The sequence below is a fragment of the Microbulbifer sp. ABF4_148 genome (assembly GCF_056158985.1).
Map to the genome: position 1 here is coordinate 3,117,375 of NZ_JBSWUI010000001.1, position 23,142 is coordinate 3,140,516.

The following is a 23,142-nucleotide window of genomic DNA, read 5'->3' on the forward strand; positions in this document are numbered from 1 at the left end:
CCGCCCTCAGTTGCCCGCTTGCTCGGCATATTGATCTGCGCTCAGCAATGCATCCAGCGCACCGGTGTCGGCCAGGCGCACGCGGAAAAACCAGCCCTCGCCTTCCGGATCGCGGTTTACCAGTTCCGGATCTTCCTCGACGGCGCTGTTTACTTCGACCACGGTCGCAGCAAACGGCAGTGAGATATCCCCTGCGGCTTTGACCGACTCGATGACGGCAGCTTCTTCACCCGCATCCAGCGCACGCTCGGTCTCAGGCAACTCCACAAACACTACGTCGCCCAGCTGCGACTGCGCATAGTCGGTAATTCCCACAGTAACCAGATCCCCCTCTGTGCGGAACCACTCGTGGGATTCGGTATATTTCACGTTGCTCATGCTGTTTCGTCCTTCTATGACACAGCGCCGCTCAGCGGCGACGCGATTCAACTAATTCTGGAATTTTGGAGTGAGGTTATGCGTTAGCCGCGGTAATACCGCTGCGGAACGAACGGGGTTTTTGCCACCGCAATGGCCACCGGCTTGCCACGCACCAGCGCGCGCAATTCCGTTCCGGCTTTTTCGTAACCGCGGTCTACATAGGCCATCCCGATAGACGCGCCCAGGGTCGGGCCAAAGCCACCGCTGGTCGCCTTGCCAACGATATTGCCCGCCGCATCGATAATGTCTGCGCCCGCGCGCACCGGAACCTTACCGGCAACGGTAAAGCCAACGCGCTTGCGAGTCGGCCCTTCTGCCAACTGTGCGAAGACGGTTTCTGCCCCCAGGAAGCCACCGGCCTTGTCGCCGTCCACGCGACGGGAACGCGCAATACTCCACTGCAGGCTGGCCTCGATCGGCGAAGTGGTTCGATCCATGTCGGCACCGTACAGGCACAGCCCCGCTTCGAGCCGCAACGTATCGCGGGCACCGAGACCAATCATGGCGGTACGCGGGTCGTTCAACAGCGCACGCGTCACTGCTTCCACCGCCGATGCCGCGACGGAGATTTCAAAGCCATCTTCGCCGGTATAGCCGGAACGGGTGATGTAGCAATCGTGATCCAGCAGCGTGGTATGCACACCATGCATAAAGGTCAACGCGCGGGTCGCGGGCGCCAGCTCGCCAATCAGTTCGGCCGCCTGCGGCCCCTGCACCGCCAGCAACGCGCGCTGGCCCAGCACGCGGATATCGCATCCGCGCAGATGCTGTTGCAGGTGCTCGAGGTCACCCGCTGCCGTTGCCGCATTGACCACAAGGAAAAATTCATTGTCCGACCAGCGGGTAACAATCAGATCATCGAGAATGCCACCGGTTTCCGTGGTGAGAACGCCATAGCACTGCTGGTTGATCTCCAACCCGGCGACGTCGATCGGCAGCAGCGCTTCCAGTGCCTGCGCAACGTTGTCACCGCGCACCAGCAGTTGTCCCATATGGGATACGTCAAAAATACCGATGGCTTCCCGGGTGTGCTGATGTTCGCGCACAATGCCGGTGGCATACTGCACGGGCATCGCATAGCCGGCGAAGGGCACCATCTTGCCACCCAGTTCCAGGTGCAGGTCGTACAGAGGGGTTTTCAGAGATTCCTGTGGCATGGTCTTGGTCCGTCGTTAACATTCGATCACGCTGACGGGCACATCAATCACATTGACTGCCAACCCGCCGCGTGCGGTTTCTTTGTATTTGTCCTGCATATCCCGCCCGGTATCGCGCATGGTGCGAATAACCTTGTCGAGGGACACCAGGTGTTGCCCGTCGCCACGCAGGGCCATGCGCGCTGCGCTGATCGCCTTGATGGCCGCCATCGCATTGCGCTCAATACAGGGCACCTGTACCAGCCCACCCACCGGGTCGCAGGTCAGGCCAAGGTTGTGCTCCATGGCGATTTCCGCCGCGTTCTCGACCTGTTCCGGCGTCCCACCGAGCACTTCCGCCAGACCGGCTGCGGCCATGGAACAGGCAGAGCCCACTTCGCCCTGACAACCCACCTCGGCGCCACTGATCGAAGCATTTTTCTTGAACAGGATGCCCACCGCGGCGGCGGTCAGCAGGAAGCGCTCGACGTCGCCTGCGCTGGGCTGCTTGGAGAAACGCATGTAGTAGTGCAGCACTGCCGGCACGATCCCGGCCGCACCATTGGTCGGCGCCGTCACGATACGACCACCGGCCGCGTTCTCTTCATTCACCGCCAGCGCATACAGGGTGACCCAGTCCAGTGCGGACAGAGGATCTGACAGGCAGGCCTCGGGGCGACTCAACAACTGCCGATTCAATGCAGCGGCCCGACGTTTCACCTCGAGTCCGCCGGGCAACACGCCCTCGTTGCGAATCCCATTGGCGACACACTCCTGCATCACCGACCAGATTTGCTGCAGGCCTGCCGTGGTTTCCGCCTCGCTGCGCCAGGCCCGTTCATTGGCGCGCATGATTTCACTGATTGAGAGCCCTTCGCGCCGGCAAATCGCCAACAGCTCCTCGCCACTGGAAAATTCAAAGGTGAGTTTTGTCGTACGCAGATCCAGCGACTGGTCTGCCGCGGCTTCGACCTCAGTGACAACAAAGCCACCGCCGACGGAGTAAAAGGTTTCTTCCAATAGCAGGCGACCGTTATCGTCGAACGCGGCGAAGCGCATGCCGTTGGCGTGATACGGTAATTCTTCCTCGCCGTGCAGTTGCATATCGGCATCGGGATCAAACGCAATGACCCGTTCACCGGCCAGATTGAGATGCCCCTGCACCTCAATCGCGGCAACACGGGCATCTACCTGCGCGGTATCCACCAGCTCCGGCTGCTCACCTTCCAATCCCAGCAAGACCGCCTTGGTGGTGCCATGCCCGACACCGGTGGCACCGAGAGAACCAAACAGCAGCGACTGCACCCGGCCAACGTTGGCGAAATGTTTTTTCGCCTTGAGTAGCTGCAGAAACTGCCCGGCCGCTTTCATCGGACCAACGGTATGCGAGCTGGAAGGACCAATTCCAATCTTGAACAGATCAAAGACACTCAGGGACATCGTGTTTAACCTGCTGAACCGTATACGGGAAACGCCGCGCACAGCGCACTGACCTGGGCGCGTACATGCGCCTGTACCCCTGCCAGCTTTGTCTCATCATCCAGCACTTCGAGAATGTCGCTCATCCACACTGCCAACTGTTCCGCTTCGGCGGTTCCCATTCCCCGCGTGGTGATCGCCGGGGTGCCGATCCGGATACCACTGGTGACAAACGGCGATTGCGGGTCATTGGGTACGGTGTTTTTGTTCACCGTGATATGGGCAGCGCCCAGCGCCGCATCGGCAGCTTTGCCGGTCACGCCGCGCTTACTCAGATCCACCAGCAGCAAGTGGTTGTCGGTACCGCCGGAGACAATATCGAAACCGCGGCTCTGGAAGACGGCAGCCATGGCGCGGGCGTTATCGATAACACCCTGCTGGTAATCGGCAAATACCGGACTGGCAGCCTCACGCAGTGCCACTGCCTTGGCCGCAATCACGTGCATCAGCGGCCCGCCCTGGATACCCGGGAAGATCAGTGAATTGAATTTCTTGCCGAGGCCATCGACATCATTCGACAGAATCAGGCCGCCGCGCGGTCCGCGCAGGGTCTTGTGGGTGGTGGTGGTCACCACATGGGCGTGGGGGACCGGATTCGGGTACTTGCCTGCCGCGACCAGCCCGGCCACGTGGGCCATATCGACAAACAGGAAAGCACCCACCTTGTCGGCAATGGCGCGGAAGCGGGCCCAGTCCATCACCCGGCTATAGGCCGAGAAGCCAGCCACAATCATCTTCGGCTGGTGTTCTACCGCAAGGCGCTCCACCTCCGCATAGTCGATCTCGCCAGTGGCTGGATCCAGCCCATACTGGATCGCATTGTAGATGCGGCCCGAAAAATTGGGTTTGGCGCCGTGGGTCAGATGACCGCCGTGATCGAGGGACAGGCCCAGGAATGTATCACCCGGCTGCAACAGGGCCATATAGACTGCCGCATTGGCCTGGGATCCGGAGTGCGGCTGCACATTGGCATAGGCCGCCCCAAACAGGTCCCTGGCACGGTCGATTGCCAGCTGCTCCACAACATCGACATGCTCGCAACCGCCGTAGTAGCGCTTGGCCGGATAGCCCTCGGCATACTTGTTGGTGAGTACCGTGCCCTGTGCCGCCATCACGGCCTGGCTGGCGTAGTTCTCGGATGCAATCAGTTCGATGTGATCTTCCTGTCGCTGGCGTTCGGCCTCAATGGCGGCGAAGAGCTCAGGGTCTGCGGGCTGCAGATAGGTGTCGGCGGGGGTCATGGCGGCCTCCTGATTATCATTTATTGAGCGATGCTAGCCCCCCTGATAAACTTTTAAAAATTTATAGTTTTGATTCTTCTATAAGATTTTCTTATGCAACTACCCCACAAGAACATCCCCATGGAGTGGCTGCGCACACTGGTGACGGTGATCGACAGCGGTGGGTTCAGTCAGGCCGGCGAGCTGCTCGCACGTACCCAGCCCGCCATCAGCCGACAGGTCAAGGAACTGGAAGAAAGACTCGGTCGCCAGCTACTGCTGCGCTCCGGCCGCTCGCTGAACGTGACCGAGAGCGGCTTGCGTGTCTATGACCAGGCCAAGAAGATTCTCGCCCTGAACGACGAGCTACTAATGGAGTTTTCCGGCAGTTCAGTGACCGGCAAACTACATCTGGGCATCCCCAGCGAGTTTGCTTCCGTCCTCCTGCCGCGCATTATCGGCAGTTTCTCCCAGAGCTACCCCGAGGTGTCGCTGGAAGTGACCAGCGATCTGAGCCGCAATTTGCTGGCCAAGGGCAAGCGCGACCAGTTCGACCTGGTTCTGGCCCTGCAGGAAGAATCCGAGGCATCCGATGAACAGGTGGTACTGAAAGACGATCTGGTCTGGGTCGCGAGTCCCAAGTTTTCTGCCCACCTGCTGAAGCCATTACCGCTGGTGCTGGCGCCGGAGGGTTGCATGTATCGCCAACGGGCCGAGCAGGTGTTGCGCACTGCAGATATCGGCTGGCGCAATGTGTTTACCATTCCCGATCTGAACGGCATTCAGTCGGCGCTTGAGGCCGGACTGGGCATCACCGCCCTGACCCGCAGTACCGTGCCAGAATCGCTACGTATCCTGCGACCCTCAAAGAATCTGCCCAAACTGGGCGAGATTGGCATTGGGCTGCATTTCAAGAGTCGTCGCCCCAGCCAGGCGGCCACGCGACTTGCCGAGCATTTGCAAAGTGGCCTGCTGGCACACTAGCGTTCGATAAAGGCCAGAGCACCATGCGCTTGATCCTGAGCCGTAAAGGCTTCGATTCCTCATCCGGGGGCTGCCCCAGCCCGATACTGCCGGACGGCCGCCTGTGCAGTCTGCCCATTCCCGATACCCAGTCTCCGATCCCTTACGGCGACCTGATGATCAGCGGGGTCAACGCGGGCGAGCTGGTGGCGGACCTGACACGCAAAAAAATGACGACGCAACACCGCGCACACCTGGATCCAGATCTCGAAGCGGGCACACTGCCCCGCGAAGCAGGCTGGACCGGCGTCCTGGGACAGGATGCTGCTGCGCAGTCGCACCTGCGTAATCAGGGCGTCACAAAGGGTGATCTGTTTGTGTTCTTCGGACTGTTCCGCCCGGTGGAACGCCAAAAAGGACACTGGCGCTTTGTAAAAGCCGAGCCGCCCAGACATGTCATCTGGGGATGGCTCCAGGTTGCCTCCGTGCACCCGTTACCATCACTGGATGCGGACGCCCTGCCCTGGGCGCGCTACCACCCCCATTTTTATGGCGAGCGCGGCGCACAGAACACGCTGTATCAGGCCAGTTGCCACTTGCGGCTGGGCGGCAGTAAAAATCTCGAACAGCCGGGCTTCGGCACTTTCTCGCACTTTGCACCGGAATTACAGCTCACCGCGCCGGGTAGCCCGAAGCCCAGCCAATGGCAACTACCGCGTGCTTTCTACCCAACCAACGCTCAGCCGCTGACCTATCACGGCAAGCTGGATCGCTGGCAACTGCAGGAGGCACACTGTTTGCTCAGTGCCGCAGCGCGGGGTCAGGAATTTGTCCTGGATCTGGACGACTACCCCGGTGTTATGGACTGGATCCGCAGCTTGTTTAGAACATCCTGAGATCGCGGTTCCCTCAGCTTTGCTGAATTTGGCCGAGGGCCTCCCTCGACCGTACAGTTCCTGTTTTTATTGTAATTGGCTTCAAACCCACGTTTACCGCGCCTTTCCGCTGGTTCTGGCGTACCCCGCCCGCAGAGCCGCGGTGGGTTGAGAGCGCCAGCCATGTTACGCTCGGATGACACGCACGCGCTGATGGCCAATATGCGGTCCGGTGTAAAAGCATTAATAACACCCGGACCACCCTATGCATTCCTCCAAAGAACATGCCCTGAGTACACTCGACGCCGTCTTGCTGGGGGCCGTGTTACTGCTGGTACTCGGTGGCGCCATCGGTCTGTTTGGCAGCGATTCTCTATCCGGTGCCACCCAGGTGGCGATGATGATGACCGGCTTTCTAGCGGCGATGGTCGGCCTCAAGAACGGTATTCGCTGGTCCGATATTGAAGCCTCGATTATTCAGGCCACTGCCCGCACCGCTGTCCCGAACCTGATTTTCCTTTCTGTGGGTGCCCTGATCGGCGCCATGATGCTGTCCGGTGCCGTACCCACGCTGCTATATGTCGGGATGAAGCTGCTCTCCCCCGAGTGGTTTTATCCGAGCTGCCTGCTGATCTGCGCACTGGTATCAATTTGCATTGGCAGTTCCTGGACTACCGCCGCTACCGTAGGCGTGGCGCTGGTGGGTGTGGCCTACGGGTTTTCGCTGTCTCCGGCAATCACCGCGGGCGCGGTGATCAGTGGTGCCTACTTCGGTGACAAAATGTCCCCCCTGTCGGAAACCACCAACCTGGCTCCAGCCATTGCCGGCAGTAACCTGTTTTCCCATATTCGCAATATGAGCTGGGTTTCCGTGCCCAGCATGGCGCTGGCATTGGTCTTTTTCGTGCTGGTGAGCATTTTCAATGCCTCTGGCGAAGGTCAGGATAGCCAGGTGGCAGCGTTTCTCTCCGCGCTGGACGGCTCCTATACCATTGCCTGGTACAACCTGATCCCGGTCATCCTGCTGCTGGTGATGGCCGTGAAAAAAGTCCCGGCCTATCTCGCCATTACCGGTGCCACCATTATTGCCATCGCGCTGGCGCTGCTCACCCAGATGCCGGTGGTCAATCACTTTATTGCCCAGCTGGGGCTCGAGGGCTCCACGGCACTTGGCCGCGCAGTGTGGATCACCCTCTACGACGGTTTCACCATCAACACAGGTAACGAACAGGTGGACAGCCTGCTCTCCCGCGGCGGTATGCTGTCGATGGTCAATATGGTTTGGCTGGTGCTGTCATCGATGATGATGACCGGAGTACTCGAGCGTATTGGCTTCGTCGACCTGCTGATGCGGGCCCTGTCGAAACTGATTTCTTCTACCGGCTCGCTCATCGCCACCACCATGGGCACCTGCTTGGGCGTGAACGTGCTGACCGGAGATCAGTACCTGTCGATCGTACTGCCCGGCCAGATGTGGAAAGCGGAATACAAGAAACGCGGACTGGCTCCCGAGAACCTGTCGCGCAGTCTAGAAGATGGCGGCACCATTACTTCCCCACTGATTCCGTGGAATGCCTGTGGTGTGTATATGGCCGGTACCCTGCAAGTCGCCACCCTCGCCTATCTACCCTTCTGTTTCTTCAACCTGATCAACCCGCTGGTTGCGCTGGCGTATGGTTTCCTGAACATCCGTATCGTCCGTATTGATGAAGAAGATAAGGAAACCGACACCACCACGGTGCCCGCAACGGAAAAGCCAGCGGTTGCCGGCTGAATAGAAAAGTCTGGCTAACGCGCAGATAGAGAATCTGCGCGCTTCCGCAATGTGAATCTAGCCAGTCGCGCTATCGGCACGGATAGCTGCGGCACAGGCTTCGATACGCTGACAGGCTTTGTCCAGGTCGGACTCACTCACGCAGAAACTCGCCCGCACATGGCCGCGCGCACTGGGGCCAAAGGCCTCTCCCACCAACACGGAGACTCCGAACTCGTCCAGCAAAAGCTCGGCAAAGGCTTCCGAGGTCACACCGAGTTCGCGCACATCCAGCATCATAAACATACCGCCGGCCGGGGTATGGCAACGAATACCGGGAATCGACTGCATCCGCGCTACCATCAGGTCGCGGCGGCGGCGGTAGGCATAGCGCATCTCGTCGAGTTCGGGCAGGTCTGCCGTCAGGGCAGTCACCGCGGCGCTCTGCACAAACGAGGGGCTGCCATACAGCATACACAGCGTCAGGTTGCCGGCGTGTTCGGCAAATTCCCGCGGGCCGATGACCCAGCCGAGACGCCAGCCCGTCATCGCGTGGGACTTCGACAGGCTGGAAATCGTAACAGTGCGCTCCTCCATCCCCGGTAATTGCCCGGGATGGAAATGCTCCCCTTCAAACATCAGGTCTGCGTACACTTCATCGAGCATCAACCATAGATCGTGTTCGATACAGAGTTTTGCCAGTGCCTGCCAGGTTTCACCATCGACCGCAGCACCCGTGGGGTTGTTCGGTGTGTTGACCAGAATCGCGCGTGTGCGCGACGTAATCTTATCGGCGATTGCCGCCGGATCGAGATTGAAATGCTGCTCCGGCTGCAGGGGCACATTGACCACCTTCGCACCAGTCGCCTGCAGGAACGCCTCGTAGGTCACATACATGGGCTCCGGCACAATTACTTCGTCACCCGGGTTGAGCAGGCACTGCGCAGCCACGTACAGGCCGCACTGCGCACCGGCGACGACCACCACCTGCTCGGAACTGGTCTCCACGCGGGTCTGGGCAGAGTGACGCCGGGCCAGCACCTGTTGCAGCTCCGGCTCTCCGCGGTGATCGGCGTAATGGGTCGCACCGGCTTTTAATTCGTTACAGGCGGTTTCCACAATGGCTGCCGGGGTATCAAAGTCGGGATCCCCCACCGATAGAATCACCACATCCTCGCCGGCAGCCACACGTCGCTGCGCGCGAAAATGAATATCCCATGCGCTGGAACCCTCGCCAGCGATGCGTTGAGTCAAGTCTGAGTACTGCATAACCACTCTCTGATTTGCTCCGTTATTGTTGTGTGCCGCACGGTAATCTCACAGCGCGCCGGCAACGCGCTCGGCATCCACTTCGATAAAGCTGACTTTGGGCTGGCCAAACGCGTCGGTAAGGTCGCGTCGCAATTCGGCCAGCGACGCGGGCCGATATACCTCGCAACCGAAGGCCGTGGCCAGGCCGATAAAGTCCGGATTGCGCGGCGATACGCCCACCAGCTCAATCTTGCGCTCGACCATATCATCACGAATTTGCCCGAGGCTCGAGTTGTTGTACACCAACACAACGAGTGCACTGTCAATTTCCTCAATCGCCGTGGCCAGCTCCTGCACGGTATACAGGAAACCCCCATCGCCGGCGATCACCAGTGCCGGTTGCTCGGGCGCACCCACCTTGGCACCGATACCGGCCGGCAAACCGTAACCGAGCGTGCCATAGCCGGTTGGATGCAACCATTTGCGCGGGGCGCGACTCTCGAACACATAGTTACCCGTGTAGGCAATTTGCGTCATATCCGTAGAAACCAGGGCATCCTCCGGCAGCACCTCGGCAATGCAATCCAGCACCTGCTGGTGCTGTTGCTGCAACGGCGCATGCGCCGCTTTCACCTGCGCCGGCAATTGCTGCAGGCGCGCGAGCCAGGCACCTTCGACGCAGGGCTGGCTGTCACCCCAGGCCGCCAGCAACGCGGCAGCCGCCTGTTGGCTGTCCGCCACGATGGGCAACGCAGCGGGATAGAGGTCATTCATTTTCGCGCTGTCGATATCAATCCGAATCAACGCACCATTGATCGGCAAGGTATCCCGCCAGAAATCGGTATCGGCCAGCTCGGTGCCAATAGCCAGCACCAGATCCGCATCGGCGACAAAGTCCCAGGCTGGCGACACGCACAATGTCGCGCCCCCCGCGAGCGGATGGCCGGGCGGCAAGATGCCCTTGCCGGTAATCGAGGTAAACAACGGTGCATTCACCGCTTCCGCCAGTGCGCGGACTTCGGCCGCGGCATCCAGCGCACCGCCACCGGCAATGATCATAGGTCTTTTCGCCGACTGCAGCATTGCCAGCGCCTGTTCGATATCGGCGGCACAGGGGGCCGGTCGCTTCGCGCTCACGGCCACCTGTTCTGTCCAGTCATACGCCACCGGTGCGGCCAGTACGTCCATCGGTACCTCGATATGCACCGGGCGCGGACGCTCACTGTTGAACACTGCAAACGCACGGGCAACCAGCCCGGGCAGCTCTTCCGGCGACAGGGCGGTGGCACTGAAGGCGGTCAGGGGAGCACTGATCGCACGCTGGTCCTGGGTTTCATGCAGGCGCCCCAGGCCCTTGCCGAGGGTGGGCGTCTCGTTCACGCTGGTAATAACCAGCATGGGAATGGAATCGGAATAGGCCTGACCGATGGCCGTGGCCGCATTGGTGAGCCCCGGGCCGGTAATCAAAAAGCACACACCCGGCTTGCCGCTCACCCGCGCATAGCCATCGGCCATAAAGCCCGCACCCTGCTCGTGCCGGGTGAGGATATGGCGGATATCCGTTTGTGGCAGCCCCCGGTACAGCTCCAGAGTATGCACGCCGGGAATGCCGAACACGGTGTCGACTCCATAGTTCTGTAACAGCTTAACTAAAGCCTCTCCACCCGTATCGGCCATACCGCAATCACTCGTTTTATTCTGGTTGGGCGGCCATGCTACGGGGACCGCGACAAAACCTCAATGCAGCCCACCCACTTCTGAGAAAACGCCTGTCGACGCACTTGTCATTGAATAAACCAGGGAAAATCCCGGTGCAGTCCCACCACACAAACGGAATTGATAATAGTCAATGCGGCAAACGCCCAGACCGACAGGATCTGACTGAGCCGCCACACGCTGTCGAAAAACCAAATTCTACGATTTCGACAGATCAGAGCTGGCACGACAACCAATATGAAGGAAATACCGCAGTATTCCAAACCGCTACTAGCAGAGGACCACCATGCATTCCGATACGAAGACCATCGACCAGTTTCTGGCAGAGAACCCCGATGTAGATGTGAGTGAATCCTGGGAGCGCTGCTGGGGCATCCTGACGGATATCAAGAGCACCATTGCCAGCCGCTTCAGCGGGCTGCAACTGGAACCGGCCTGTCGTGATCGCGAATACTACACCTCGCCCAATGGCGAATTCGAAGGTTCTTTCCAGGCCTGGAGCGGCGGCGATTGCGAGTGGCTGGTGAACTCCTGGCTCGGCAACCGCAAAGCCAGCATCCTGGATATGAATGCCACCGCCTATCTGGGGCAGGACACCGATGTACCGCATTTTGTGATGGTATTCGGCACCATTCCCAAACTGTTTTTCTATTTCGACTTTATGCCGCGCCGCAACCTGCTGGTGGACAGCGACTATCTCGACAAGTACTACGCGCCCATCAATGAGGAATACCTGGCGCTCCGCGGCCACAGTAACTTCCAATGGTCCGTGAGCCACGGCCCTTATATGCGTGCCCTGGTGAATCCCTCCACACAGAGCCTGATGGCAGACCTGAACAACACCAATATCAGCATTCTCGAAGACTACGCCCGCTCGATGCTGGCACACTGGCTGAAATGGTACGACGAGGCACAGCCTATGCCGCAAAACGAGCGCCCTGCCCTGCGCGACACCGACCATATGCTGCGCCGACTCTGTTACGAGCGCGATCCGATGAACAAACTCGCCACCAAGGTATTTGGCGAGCAAGGCGTACAGGAAATGCTGACGTTGCGGATGGGCGAAGAGCAGATGCGACGGGTGAGCACGGCTTGACGTTACCTAATCAACGTGCAGATCTGACCAGTTAAGCCATCCTAAAAGTCAGCTCCCAGGAAACCCGCACTATGCGGGTTTCTTTTTGCAGGCACGTATGACGTCTGCGGTGCACTGGCCAAAACTCCCGCAGCCACGCTCTGGCGTTTCGATAAGTGGATTTTCCCGTCAATCTTCCGTGAATTACTTACCAGCCGAACCCGGTGGAGTAAGCTAGTAGTGACGCCATGGACATCCTGGAGCACGCTCCAGATCGTGCCTGGCCGCACTCCATGCAGGCGTTTGACTGCACAGCGTTCGAGGAAATTTATGTCAACCGATATCGTCGATGCACAGGTGTCCCCCGTTGGACAGTTCAATATTCTCTCCAAATATGAAATCCACCGCCTGATCGACGACAGCCACGGCCCGCTTTACACAACCTTTCGCAATTGCGCCCTGGCGGTATTGAACAGTGGTGGATATATGGACGACGGCAAAGAGCTGCTGGAGAAGTACGCCGACTTTGATATTGAGGTCATCCCCACTGAGCGCAGGGTAAAGCTACAGGTACAGAATGCGCCGCCCAGCGCTTTTGTCGATGGCAAAATGATTCACGGGATTGCCGAGCATTTATTTGCGGTGCTGCGCGACATTATTTATGTGAACAGCGAAATTACCGGCGACCCCCGCTACGACCTGGTTTCTGCGCAGGGCATCACGGATGCCGTATTCCATATCCTGCGCAATGCCGGCACCTTTCACACGAATCGCCAGCCCCGGCTTGTGGTCTGCTGGGGCGGACACTCGATTTCTGACAGCGAATACGATTACACCAAAGAGGTCGGCTACGAACTTTCACTGCGCCACCTGGATATCTGCACCGGCTGTGGCCCCGGCGCCATGAAAGGCCCCATGAAAGGCGCGACCATCGGCCACGCCAAACAGCGCGATAAGAATGGTCAGTACCTGGGTATTACCGAGCCCGGTATCATCGCTGCGGAGGCGCCCAATCCGATTGTGAATGAACTGGTGATCATGCCGGATATCGAAAAGCGCCTGGAGGCATTTGTGCGGACCGGGCATGGTATTGTGGTGTTCCCCGGAGGCGCGGGTACCGCCGAAGAAATCCTCTATTTGCTCGGTATTCTGTTACACGAAGACAACCGCGAGCAGCCTTTTCCGGTTATCTTCACCGGGCCCGCCAACGCAGCAGAATACTTCGTCCGTATCGACAAATTTATCGCCGCCACCCTGGGCGAAGAGGCCAGAAAGCGCTACCAGATTATTATCGATGACCCACAGGAAGTGGGCCGTCAAATGGCGAAGGGTATCCGGCAGGTGCGCGAGTTCCGCAAAGCCTCTGGCGACGCCTACTACTTCAACTGGAAGCTGAAAATATCCACCGAGTTCCAACGACCGTTCCATCCAACACACGAGAATATGCGGGAACTAGACCTACACACGGAACAAGAGCCATATCTACTTGCCGCAAATTTACGCAGAGCTTTTTCCGGGATTGTATCGGGAAATGTGAAAGACTACGGAATCCGCGCCGTTGAGAAGCACGGCCCCTATGAACTGTGTGGCAATCCGGCACTTATGGCGAGCATGGATGAACTTTTGCAATCTTTTGTGCAGCAGCAAAGGATGAAACTGCCCGGCAAAACCTACAAGCCATGCTATGAAATTTCAGCAGAGTGAGGAGTGCTGTTGACGGAAGCAGTGGCACTCCCCCGCTGTCGTCTAGGCCTCCAGGCCGATCTTCAAAGATTCCCGATAGACCCCTACCGCCGGAATCATCGTCACCAGAAAAGTAGCCGCTGAAATCCCCGCAACCAATATCAGTGTTTGCTCCGTCAGAAGCGAGCCTTCCAGATAGACTCCGTACTGCGCCGCCAAGAATGGCTCCGCCACCCACAGGCAGGCAGACATAATGGACAATGCACAAGCGGCGCCCAAAAGAACAACGAGTATGGCCTCTGCCTGCACCAGCAAAAATAGCTGTAGTGGTCCGGCGCCAATGGTACGTAACAATGCGATTTCCCGTCTGCGCTCACGGATAGAGGTCAGCAACATAATGCTGAGCCCCAGCAGAGCCGCCAGCACCACCAAAGCCGAAATCAACATCAACACATTTTCAACCGTTCCAAGCATTTGCCACAATTGCGACATCGTCACACCAGGTAATATCGCGAGTAACGGTTCGCTGCGGTACTCATTGATCCAGCGCTGCAGTTGAAACGTGGCCACCGGGGACTCCAGCCCTACCAGAAACGCCGTAATGCTGTCGGGCTCAAGCGCACCGGAAGCACTTTCGTGACGATGCACCGCTTCCATTCCCTGCAGACTGATGTACAGCGCCTGATCGGTTGGAGTTCCCGTAGAGGCCATAATCCCCGTTACAGTAAATGGTTGCTTGTCATGCATCTGGAAACTGGTACTGCCCAGACCATGGGCGAGCACCAGTGAGTCGCCCAATTGGTAGCCGAGTTTCCGCGCCACTTCCGCACCGAGCACTACATCCAACGTGTCAGCGAATGCCCGCCCACTGGAAAATTCCAGCAGGATTCCCCTACCGAAACGGTAGTGATCAAAAAAAGCCTGTGAGGTACCTACGACCCGATAACCACGATGAGAATCCCCCAACGAGATCGGAATACTCCAGGCGACCTGCGGTTGCCCGGCGATATCCTGATACGTGTCCCAAGAAATATTGGCACTCGGGGTACCAATTCGAAAAACGCTGTAGAGCAGCAGGTTTATTGGCCCGGTACGTCCGCCAACAATCAGGTCAACGCCGGAAACCGTACGGTTGAAACTATCTTTGGCATGGCTGCGAATCTGCTCCACACCAAACAATACGGAAAGACTCACCGTCACAGAAAGGATCGCCAGCAATACACTGCCCTTACGATGTACCAGACTCCGCCACGCCAGTTTAAACACCATATGCAGCCCCCTCTTCCCAAGCGCGGTTCAATTCACGCATGTCCGCAACCTGCGCAAAATGCGGAGCCAGGGTCATGTCATGACTGACGAATATCAGCGTATTTTGCGAACTGCTGTAGTTGTCCATGAGTAACTGAACGAAGGCATCACGAGCTTCTGGATCGAGCGCGGAAGTAGGCTCATCCACGAGCAGTAATTGAGGGCGGTTTATTAGCGCTCGGGCGATTGCGACGCGTTGCTGCTGCCCGACACTGAGGGCACCTGCGCTACGATGCAGTAAATCTTCGCTCAGGCGTAACTGCCCCAGCAGCTCCAGCGCTCGTTGCTCCACGTCAACGTCGCCGCGGGCAAAATGGGCAGCCAGACGCAAATTGTCCAACACGCTCAGGTAAGAAATCAGGTTGAATTGCTGAAACACCACGCCAATGTGTTGCGCGCGGAAACGGTCGCGGCGCCGACCACTCAAGCCCGACAGCGGCTGGCCGAGCACTTCCAGCCGTGCCTCGGGAGCAGTCAGGATGCCGGCGAGCAGGTTCAGCAAAGTCGACTTGCCGGAGCCCGATGGCCCTCGTAGGAAAAGCCGGCTGCCACGCGGCAACACCCAGCGGGGCACATCGAGCACCAGCGGACCGCCTTTGTAGCCAAATCGGAGCTGTTCGATCATGACAGCACTTTCCACCAGCTCCGTTACCGGTGCGTTCATGGATAACCTCAAGTGAAGATGTATTGATTAGCCAGCAAATGATATAACATATCTTAATTGTTTGAATCTACGACGAAAGCCCATGCCTGCGACCACTTTCCCCCGCCTGTTGCTGTTGAGTGCAGCGCTCATGATCGGGTGCTCAGATAACAAGTCGGAAATAACCTCCACCGCCGAAAGCGCCAATGCGCTAGATAATGGAGCGGAATCCAACCAGCCTGTCGATACAGTGACGCAGCAAGAAACATCAGAGGAAGCGCAGGAAGAGAGCACGCAAGTTTATCGGGATGTTGCCTGGGAGGAATTGATTCCCAAAGATGACCTCGAAGCATTACTCAATCCGCCCGAGTACCTGAGCGGGATCGATGAGGGATCTGCGGCGGACCGGGCAATGAATCAGCTGGTCAACCCGGGTGGCGCCGTGGCCACAAACCCCTATCAACAGGCCCTGACATCCACACGAATCATTCCGGAGTTCGACCGGCAACACGTCCGTATCCCCGGGTTTGTGGTGCCGCTGGACTTTGACGACGACCAAACGATCAAGAGTTTCCTGCTGGTGCCCTACTTCGGCGCCTGTATTCACCTACCCGCGCCGCCGCCCAACCAGGTGATTTATGGAGAGTTTCCCAAGGGGTTCAAGGTGCAGTTCCTGTATGACCCCTTTTATGTGGAAGGTGAGATGCGCACGCTGCCTCAGACCACTCAGCAGGGCACTGCGGCTTATACCCTGAACGTCAAGAATGTCTATCCGTATGAAGACTGACCGGTGAAACCCAGGGCGCGATCTTAAGAGGTCACGCCCGAGCTTTCCTGCCCAGCTAACCCTGTTTAGAGCGCAGTACCAAAAGACCAGTTGCTCTTCCTGACCTCACTCATTATGATACGTTATATCATAACTGTTAATTAACCACGACTGCTCGCCTCCGTACCCAGCTGCCAACTGCCGTTATCGGGCCCCGGAAGAGAGCACCGCACCAGTCAAAAGCGGAGCAGAATCGTCCATGAACGCAGCAACTCTGGCTACCACCGCTCTAGAACCTACTGCCGTTACCCGTCGCCCTGTAACAGCGGACCATGCAGATATCCTCGCAGACATCTGCCAAGACGACGTCAGTATGGCTGTATGGCAACGCCAACTCGACCCAAAGCTAATCGCTGAAATCCAACAGCTACTGGATCAGGACAGGCTCTCCAGTGAGCGGCTGGTTATTCCAACTGCAAAAATCGACTGCCTTGACGAGATGCTGCCTCTTCTCGCTGATTACCCCCATCTGAAGGCGGACGTTCAACTACTGATCGACATGTTCAGCTATCTGTTTGATCTCAGCGCCGTCGGTCTGAGGCTCACCGCACTCAAGCGCGCTATGTGTCCGAAGTTTCATGTCGATCGAGTGCCATGCCGGCTAATCACTACCTATACAGGCTTGGGTACAGAGTGGCTGCCCCATGAATCGGTGGATCGAAGCAAGCTGGGCGCGGGTAGCGGAGGGCTCAGCGACGAAGAGAGTGGCCTCTATCCGCACACCCAATCCGTTCAAACAATTTCCAGCGGCCACGTAGCTCTGTTTAAAGGGGAACTCTGGCAGGACAACCTTGGGGCCGGATGTGTGCACCGCTCACCGGCGTTAGCTGCCGGCGAACAGAGGCTGCTGCTCACCCTGGACTTTTCCTCTACCGACTAACCGGCGTTATTCGACCGCGCCTTCTGAACGATTCACGACCAATAAACTTCAAGGATCGACACATGAAACACACAACGATCGCGCTTGCCATTATGGCGCTGACAAATGTTGCTTATGGAGTAACGGGACAGATTACAGACACCGCCGGCCAGCCAGTCAGCGACGCCACCGTTTCTGTGCTGGGGAGCCGCGTGCAAACCCAAACCGATGCAGATGGGCAGTTTACTCTTGAGACTGCGAACAATGACGCGACAGAGCTACATATCAAGGCAGATGGCTTCAGCCATCAGACATTGCGCCTCAATACGACCAGCGGTGAGCCTGTGAGCGTCACACTGCGTCGTACGATGATCGAACAGATCGATGTCACTGCGACGCCTCTTCACGCCTCGGCAATGGAATCCGCCCAGCCGGTCACCGTGCTGGCCGGAGATAATCTGCGTCGCAAGCAGTCATCCACCCTGGGGGAAACCCTCAAAGATGAAGTGGGTGTGCACTCCAGTTACTTCGGACCCGTAGCCAGCAGTCCAATCGTTCGCGGACTCAACGGCCCCCGAGTGCTCATTGCCCAGAACGGTCTGGACGTGAGTGACGCGTCCAGGGTAGGCCCTGACCACGTCGTTGCAACAGAAGCAATGACTGCCGAGCAGATTGAAATTTTGCGCGGGCCGGCAACGCTATTTTACGGTTCCGGCGCAATTGGTGGTGTCATCAATGTGGTCGACGACCGAGTACCCTCTTCCAGTGACAGCACGGGTGCGTTTGCGGTGGGTTACAACTCCGTCAATGAAGAAGACGAAGCCTCATTCGCCTACACCGGTGGCACCGACCGATTCGCCTTCCATATCGATGGCTTTTCACGTAACGGTGACAACTATGAGATTCCTGGGCCTGCCGAACTGATGGCGGAGGCCGATCATGATGAAGGCCATGAAGAGGGCCATGAGGAACACTCAGAAGGCTTTCTGGAAAATAGTGCCTCCGAGAGCCAGGGCTTCAACCTTGGCGGCAGCTGGCTACTGGACAATGGCTACATTGGCCTGTCCTATGGACGACTGGAAAGGCTGAATGGTATTCCAGGTCACAGCCACGACCATGGTCATGAAGAAGAGCATCATGAAGATGAACTCGCTGGGCTTGAAGAAGAACACGGAGAAGAGTCCGTGTTGTCAGACCTCAAGCAAGACCGCTGGCAACTGATCAGTGAACTTGAGCTGGAGAACGCGTGGTTAAATGGTCTCAATACTCGCATCGGTTACACCGATTACGAGCACGTGGAACTGGAAAATGGTGAATCTGGTACCGTGTTTGCTAACGAAACATTACAGGTTCGCACAGACCTACTTCTTCAGGAGTTTGCCGGCTGGCGCGGCGCAGTTTCTCTGGAAGGTAAGACGACCGACTTTGCCGCGGTCGGCGAAGAAGCCTTCACTCCGCCGAGCCGCACCGACAGCCTTGCAATCGGCTTCCTGCAGGAAAAGCAGGCTGGCGACCTACTTTGGCAGTTAGGCGCACGCATCGAGAAAGTGACCATTGATGCCGACCCTATTCCATGGGAAGAGGAAGACCATGGATCCGAGGAAGAAGCCGGTGAACACGAACATGAGGAAGAATTTCTCGTCTTCGAAGAACTGGATTTCACTCCATATAGCGCTTCGGCTGGAGTGGTGTGGGATTTTGCAGCGGATTACAACGCCGGCGTTTCCGTAACTCATGCACAGAGAGCCCCGAGCTCTGCTGAGCTGTTTTCCTACGGCCCTCACATTGGTACAGGCAGCTTTGAAGTTGGCGCACTGTTCCGACTGCATGAATCCGATGATCCGCATTTCCATTACGACGGAAACGTGAATGAGGAAGAATCCAACAATATTGACCTGAGCCTGCGCAAGCATTCTGGGGATATTGGCTGGACTATCAACCTCTTTTACAACCAGATCGACAATTACTATTACGAGCGCAATACTGGCCTCGATAGCGACGCAATAGCAGGCCACGATCATGGGGAGGGAGAAGAAGCAGGCCATGAAGGTGAACACGAAGGCGAACATGAACACGACCACGGCTCCCTGCCTGTCTATGCATTCGAGCAAGCCGACGTGGTACTTTATGGCCTGGAGGCTCAGTTAGCCTGGCGACTGTCCGATCACTTTACGCTCAATTTATGGGGAGACAGCATTCGCGCCAAGCTGCAGGACGGTGGCGATTTACCCCGCATGCCGCCAGTGCGAATCGGCAGCAGACTGAATTACGAAAACAATGCATGGCAAGCCGGCTTAGGCATGGCACATTACTTCGACCAGAAAGATATCGCCGAGCTGGAGACCTCGACCGACGGCTACTCCCTTCTAGATGCGGAGCTAAGCTATTCCTTCGCCAGCAGTTTTGGAGACATGATCCTTTTCCTGAAAGGAAGCAACCTCACTGACGAGGACGCCCGCGTACATACCTCCTTTTTGAAGGACCGCGCTCCTCTTCCCGGACGCAACTTCAGTATTGGCCTGCGCAGCATGTTCTGACGTATTGAAACGGCAGAATATGAGCGGCCCCATGACGTTGTCGCTCTTTCCAATTTGGCCCCTCAGTACACTATTTGCACTGAGGGGCCTTTGTTTCCAAAGAGAGTGTATTCATGATCAGCAAACAACTGCTAACCAAAACTCAGGGTATGACAGACAAGACCGCGATCGGCATATCTCTGGTATGCGCCATTCACTGTCTGGCGCTTCCGCTGGTATTCGCATTACTACCTGGTATGGCCGCATTGAATTTAGGTAGTGAGGCATTCCACACCTGGCTGGTAGTCGCCGTGCTTCCGACCAGTATTTATGCGCTGACTTTAGGCTGCAAGCAGCACAAACGCTATGGACTACTAGCCTTGGGATCCATCGGGCTCACATTACTGGCCATAGCTGTACTGCTCGGCGAAGAGACCATTGGAGAAGCCGGGGAAAAAGTACTGACCCTGATTGGCACCGGACTAGTCGCTATTGGTCATATTTGGAATGTGCGTCTCTGCCAGAAAAGAAACGCCTGCCCCTGCCCGGAGGATCAACCCTCAATGGCAGAGACTTCTCATTGAATGAAGCACGACTATTTTATCGAGCTGGAGCAGCTTCCAAGCGGCACTTCGCTCCCAGTGTCCGACGTCATCAACCAGCTGGCTTTTAATGAGAAAGGCCTCATTCCTGTGATCACTCAGGACGCTATCAGTAAAGAAATTCTGATGTTTGCCTGGATGAATAAAGAGGCTCTCTCGAAGACCATCAAAAACAAGCGAATGACATACTGGTCCCGTAGTCGGCAGCAGTTATGGGTCAAGGGTGAAACCAGTGGACACACTCAGGCACTGGTATCGATGTCTTTCGATTGCGACGGGGATGTCATTCTCTGCCAAGTGCGCCAACAAGGCGCTGCTTGCCACACAGGACGACCAACATGCTTCTATCTGAACCTGAATTCAGAACAAGAGAAAATTGAGATTACCGGAGACCACGCATAAGTGACTGCCTCGACGCTTATCAAGAACGCTCGTATTGTGAACGAGGGAGAAATCACCAAAGCAGACCTGCGTATTGTCGATGACAGAATCTCCCTTATCGCGGGCGATATCAGTGCGCTGCCCTCAGACCGAATCATCGAGGCCAATGGGCAATTCCTGCTTCCCGGTATGATTGATGATCAGGTGCACTTTCGCGAACCAGGCCTGACCCATAAAGGCACCATCGCCAGCGAGTCCCGCGCAGCGGTAGCGGGCGGCATTACAAGCTATATGGAAATGCCGAATGTCAGCCCCGCTACCACAACGATTGAAGCGCTAGAAAGCAAATATGCCCTAGCGGCTCAACATTCTGCCGCGAATTATGCATTTTATCTTGGTGCAACCGAGGACAACCTCGAGCAGATTCAACGACTGGATACCAAAAGGCACTGTGGTGTAAAAGTTTTTATGGGCGCTTCGACTGGCGACCTGCTGGTAGAACACCCGGCTGCGCTCGACGCGATCTTCCGGGAGTCTCCAGTATTGATTGTGACTCATTGCGAAAGCGGCGCAGTGATTAAACAAAATTACGAAGCACTAGTTCGCGGAAAGACCGCTCTCACCATTGAAGATCACCCCAAGCTTCGGGATACCGAAGCCTGCTTTGCATCCTCCTCCTATGCGGTAAATTTGGCTAAGCGATACCGTAGCCAGCTGCATGTTCTACATATCACTACGGAAAAAGAGCTCGCACTGTTTGAAGCCGGACCGATAGAAAAAAAACATATCACTGCCGAAGCTTGCGTACATCACTTGTGGTTTACCGATCGAGACTACGCCACGCTGGGTAACCTCATCAAATGCAACCCGTCGATCAAGACTCAACGGGACAGAGACGCCCTTCTAAAAGCCCTGCATACTGACAAAATCGATATTATCGCCACCGATCACGCTCCGCATACCTGGGCAGAAAAGCAAGCGAACTACGAACAGGCGCCAGCTGGCCTGCCTCTTGTCCAACATGCACTGCTTACGCTGATGGACCACGTCAAGCATCAAAGACTCAGTTTGCCACAGGTTGTCGAAAAGGTTTCTCATAACCCCGCAATCCGCTATGGGATTGCAAATAGAGGATATGTACGCGAAGGGTATTTCGCAGATCTTGTCCTTATTGATACCGAAAATTCGACCAACGTAACAAATGAAAACAGCCTATATCACTGCGGCTGGTCGCCATTTAGCGGGCATGTTTTTGGATCTACGATCATCAGCACTTGGGTGAATGGACAACAGGTATATGGCAGCGAGGGCCTCGCTGCGCTCGCATCTGCGGCCATGCCTCTCGCCTTTGAACGGTAAGCAAGCCACTCCCACTCACTATTTAGCAAATTAGCCAGGTAAGAATTGCATGCAGTTTACCGAAACGCTTCCCGACATTGCCAAAACCCAGTTTGAGAAAAAATCCCATGCATTGGGTTGGGTGGGCATGGAAGACATTGCCGTGCCACTCACCATTGAACTAGCCAACGGTGCCTCGCAAGCCGTAGCGGCGAAGGCGAATGTTTACGTCAGTCTTGACGATGCAGCGGCAAAAGGCATTCATATGTCGCGACTACATCATCTACTCAATAAGCTGTCCACCTTACCCTGCAACAGGGACAGTCTGGATAGCATTCTAAATGAGATGATTGCCTCACAGTCAGAGATCAGTAAAAGCGCAAAAATTGATCTGGCGTTTGATCTTTTACTAGCTAAACCATCCCTGCTAAGTAGTGAAACCGGTTTTCAGACTTATCAGGTCGAAATCAATGGACAAAAGCTGAACGGTAAGTTCACCTATAATTTGCAGGTAACGGTCCCCTACTCCAGCACCTGCCCCTGTTCTGCAGCGCTCTCCCGCCAGCTATATGCCGAGGCAATCGACAAAGCGTTTCCGACTGATACGGTCAACAAGGAAGATCTACTGGCGTGGGCTCAAGCCAACACTATTGCCACCCCTCATAGCCAGCGCTCTTATGCCTACCTGACTCTGACTCTCGGCGATGATAGCTGGCCCAATCTAGGCAACCTGATTACTCAGATTGAAGAAACCGTGGGCACTCCGGTACAGACCATGGTAAAGCGCAGCGACGAGCAGGAGTTCGCCCGTTTGAATGCCGACAATCTGATGTTCTGTGAGGATGCAGCGCGGAAAATCAAAGCGATGCTGGAACAGTCCAACTGGGTGGCGGACTACTGGTTTAAAGTCGAGCACCAGGAAAGCCTGCATGCTCACAACGCCGTAGTAATTGACCAGAAGTATCCAAGCTAGCAGCGAAGTAGGCACTGCGCCCTGCGCACTAACCCCGAATCGCACTCTGAAGAGCGCGCCAGGTACCCCTCTCTGCCACTGCTAATACTGATTTAAATCATCGTCATCCAAAAAAAAGCGCCACC

At 56.7% G+C, this 23,142-nt stretch carries 20 protein-coding genes; 12 read left to right on the forward strand and 8 right to left on the reverse strand.

What is annotated here, in order from left to right:
- Positions 1-6: 6 nt before the first annotated feature.
- The 4 genes from gcvH to glyA form a co-directional block, all read right to left on the reverse strand.
- Positions 7-378 carry a glycine cleavage system protein GcvH gene (gene gcvH, locus ACXAD0_RS13755; RefSeq protein ID WP_475089066.1) on the reverse strand — a complete coding sequence of 124 codons (372 nt, stop codon included), beginning with the start codon at positions 376-378 and terminating at the stop codon, positions 7-9.
- A gap of 83 nt (positions 379-461) precedes the next feature.
- Positions 462-1,577: a glycine cleavage system aminomethyltransferase GcvT gene (gcvT, locus tag ACXAD0_RS13760; protein WP_475089067.1), complete on the reverse strand. Its 1,116-nt coding sequence runs from the start codon at positions 1,575-1,577 to the stop codon at positions 462-464.
- A gap of 15 nt (positions 1,578-1,592) precedes the next feature.
- Entirely contained in the window at positions 1,593-2,996 is a 1,404-nt protein-coding gene (locus ACXAD0_RS13765) for an L-serine ammonia-lyase (protein WP_475089068.1), read from the reverse strand.
- 5 nt (positions 2,997-3,001) lie between these two features.
- Positions 3,002-4,276, reverse strand: coding sequence for a serine hydroxymethyltransferase (gene glyA / locus ACXAD0_RS13770; RefSeq protein ID WP_475089070.1), 1,275 nt, complete (start codon positions 4,274-4,276; stop codon positions 3,002-3,004).
- A gap of 93 nt (positions 4,277-4,369) precedes the next feature.
- On the opposite strand from glyA, the gene ACXAD0_RS13775 reads away from it, so the two are divergent.
- From ACXAD0_RS13775 to nhaC, 3 genes are all read left to right on the forward strand, one after another.
- Positions 4,370-5,239 carry a LysR family transcriptional regulator gene (locus ACXAD0_RS13775; RefSeq protein WP_475089071.1) on the forward strand — a complete coding sequence of 290 codons (870 nt, stop codon included), beginning with the start codon at positions 4,370-4,372 and terminating at the stop codon, positions 5,237-5,239.
- Positions 5,240-5,262: 23 nt separating this feature from the next.
- Positions 5,263-6,114, forward strand: a complete 852-nt coding sequence (locus ACXAD0_RS13780; protein ID WP_475089072.1) for an Nmad3 family putative nucleotide modification protein — start codon at positions 5,263-5,265, stop codon at positions 6,112-6,114.
- Positions 6,115-6,358: 244 nt separating this feature from the next.
- Positions 6,359-7,867 carry a Na+/H+ antiporter NhaC gene (nhaC, locus tag ACXAD0_RS13785; RefSeq protein ID WP_475089074.1) on the forward strand — a complete coding sequence of 503 codons (1,509 nt, stop codon included), beginning with the start codon at positions 6,359-6,361 and terminating at the stop codon, positions 7,865-7,867.
- 57 nt (positions 7,868-7,924) lie between these two features.
- Here the strand turns inward: nhaC and ACXAD0_RS13790 are convergent, their stop codons facing one another.
- Positions 7,925-9,115 (reverse strand): pyridoxal phosphate-dependent aminotransferase, encoded by a 1,191-nt coding sequence (locus tag ACXAD0_RS13790; RefSeq protein WP_475089075.1) that lies wholly within the window; start codon positions 9,113-9,115, stop codon positions 7,925-7,927.
- A 48-nt stretch (positions 9,116-9,163) separates the two neighbouring features.
- Positions 9,164-10,774, reverse strand: a complete 1,611-nt coding sequence (locus ACXAD0_RS13795) for a 5-guanidino-2-oxopentanoate decarboxylase (protein ID WP_475089077.1) — start codon at positions 10,772-10,774, stop codon at positions 9,164-9,166.
- 325 nt (positions 10,775-11,099) lie between these two features.
- Between ACXAD0_RS13795 and ACXAD0_RS13800 the strand changes: the two genes are divergently transcribed.
- A complete protein-coding gene (locus tag ACXAD0_RS13800; RefSeq protein WP_475089078.1) occupies positions 11,100-11,909 on the forward strand; it encodes a hypothetical protein in 810 nt (269 codons plus the stop codon).
- Between the two features lie 309 nt (positions 11,910-12,218).
- Positions 12,219-13,592, forward strand: coding sequence for a nucleotide 5'-monophosphate nucleosidase PpnN (gene ppnN / locus ACXAD0_RS13805; protein WP_475089079.1), 1,374 nt, complete (start codon positions 12,219-12,221; stop codon positions 13,590-13,592).
- Between the two features lie 42 nt (positions 13,593-13,634).
- Here the strand turns inward: ppnN and ACXAD0_RS13810 are convergent, their stop codons facing one another.
- Together ACXAD0_RS13810 and ACXAD0_RS13815 are read right to left on the reverse strand one after the other, a co-directional pair.
- Positions 13,635-14,840 (reverse strand): ABC transporter permease, encoded by a 1,206-nt coding sequence (locus tag ACXAD0_RS13810; protein ID WP_475089081.1) that lies wholly within the window; start codon positions 14,838-14,840, stop codon positions 13,635-13,637.
- Entirely contained in the window at positions 14,830-15,543 is a 714-nt protein-coding gene (locus ACXAD0_RS13815; protein ID WP_475089083.1) for an ABC transporter ATP-binding protein, read from the reverse strand. Before ACXAD0_RS13815 ends, ACXAD0_RS13810 begins: the two co-directional genes overlap by 11 nt.
- Positions 15,544-15,625: 82 nt before the next feature.
- Between ACXAD0_RS13815 and ACXAD0_RS13820 the strand changes: the two genes are divergently transcribed.
- From ACXAD0_RS13820 to folE2, 7 genes are all read left to right on the forward strand, one after another.
- Positions 15,626-16,309 (forward strand): DUF3299 domain-containing protein, encoded by a 684-nt coding sequence (locus ACXAD0_RS13820; RefSeq protein ID WP_475089085.1) that lies wholly within the window; start codon positions 15,626-15,628, stop codon positions 16,307-16,309.
- A 238-nt stretch (positions 16,310-16,547) separates the two neighbouring features.
- Positions 16,548-17,228, forward strand: coding sequence for a DUF1826 domain-containing protein (locus tag ACXAD0_RS13825; RefSeq protein WP_475089086.1), 681 nt, complete (start codon positions 16,548-16,550; stop codon positions 17,226-17,228).
- Between the two features lie 62 nt (positions 17,229-17,290).
- Positions 17,291-19,744, forward strand: coding sequence for a TonB-dependent receptor (locus ACXAD0_RS13830; RefSeq protein ID WP_475089088.1), 2,454 nt, complete (start codon positions 17,291-17,293; stop codon positions 19,742-19,744).
- Between the two features lie 113 nt (positions 19,745-19,857).
- Complete coding sequence (locus ACXAD0_RS13835; RefSeq protein ID WP_475089089.1) at positions 19,858-20,307, forward strand: MerC domain-containing protein; 450 nt, start codon at positions 19,858-19,860, stop codon at positions 20,305-20,307.
- Positions 20,308-20,727 carry a phosphoribosyl-AMP cyclohydrolase gene (gene hisI / locus ACXAD0_RS13840; RefSeq protein ID WP_475089090.1) on the forward strand — a complete coding sequence of 140 codons (420 nt, stop codon included), beginning with the start codon at positions 20,308-20,310 and terminating at the stop codon, positions 20,725-20,727.
- Positions 20,728-22,065: a dihydroorotase gene (locus ACXAD0_RS13845; RefSeq protein WP_475089091.1), complete on the forward strand. Its 1,338-nt coding sequence runs from the start codon at positions 20,728-20,730 to the stop codon at positions 22,063-22,065. It abuts the gene before it with no gap.
- A gap of 49 nt (positions 22,066-22,114) precedes the next feature.
- Positions 22,115-23,017, forward strand: a complete 903-nt coding sequence (gene folE2 / locus ACXAD0_RS13850; protein WP_475089092.1) for a GTP cyclohydrolase FolE2 — start codon at positions 22,115-22,117, stop codon at positions 23,015-23,017.
- Positions 23,018-23,142 lie beyond the last annotated feature (125 nt).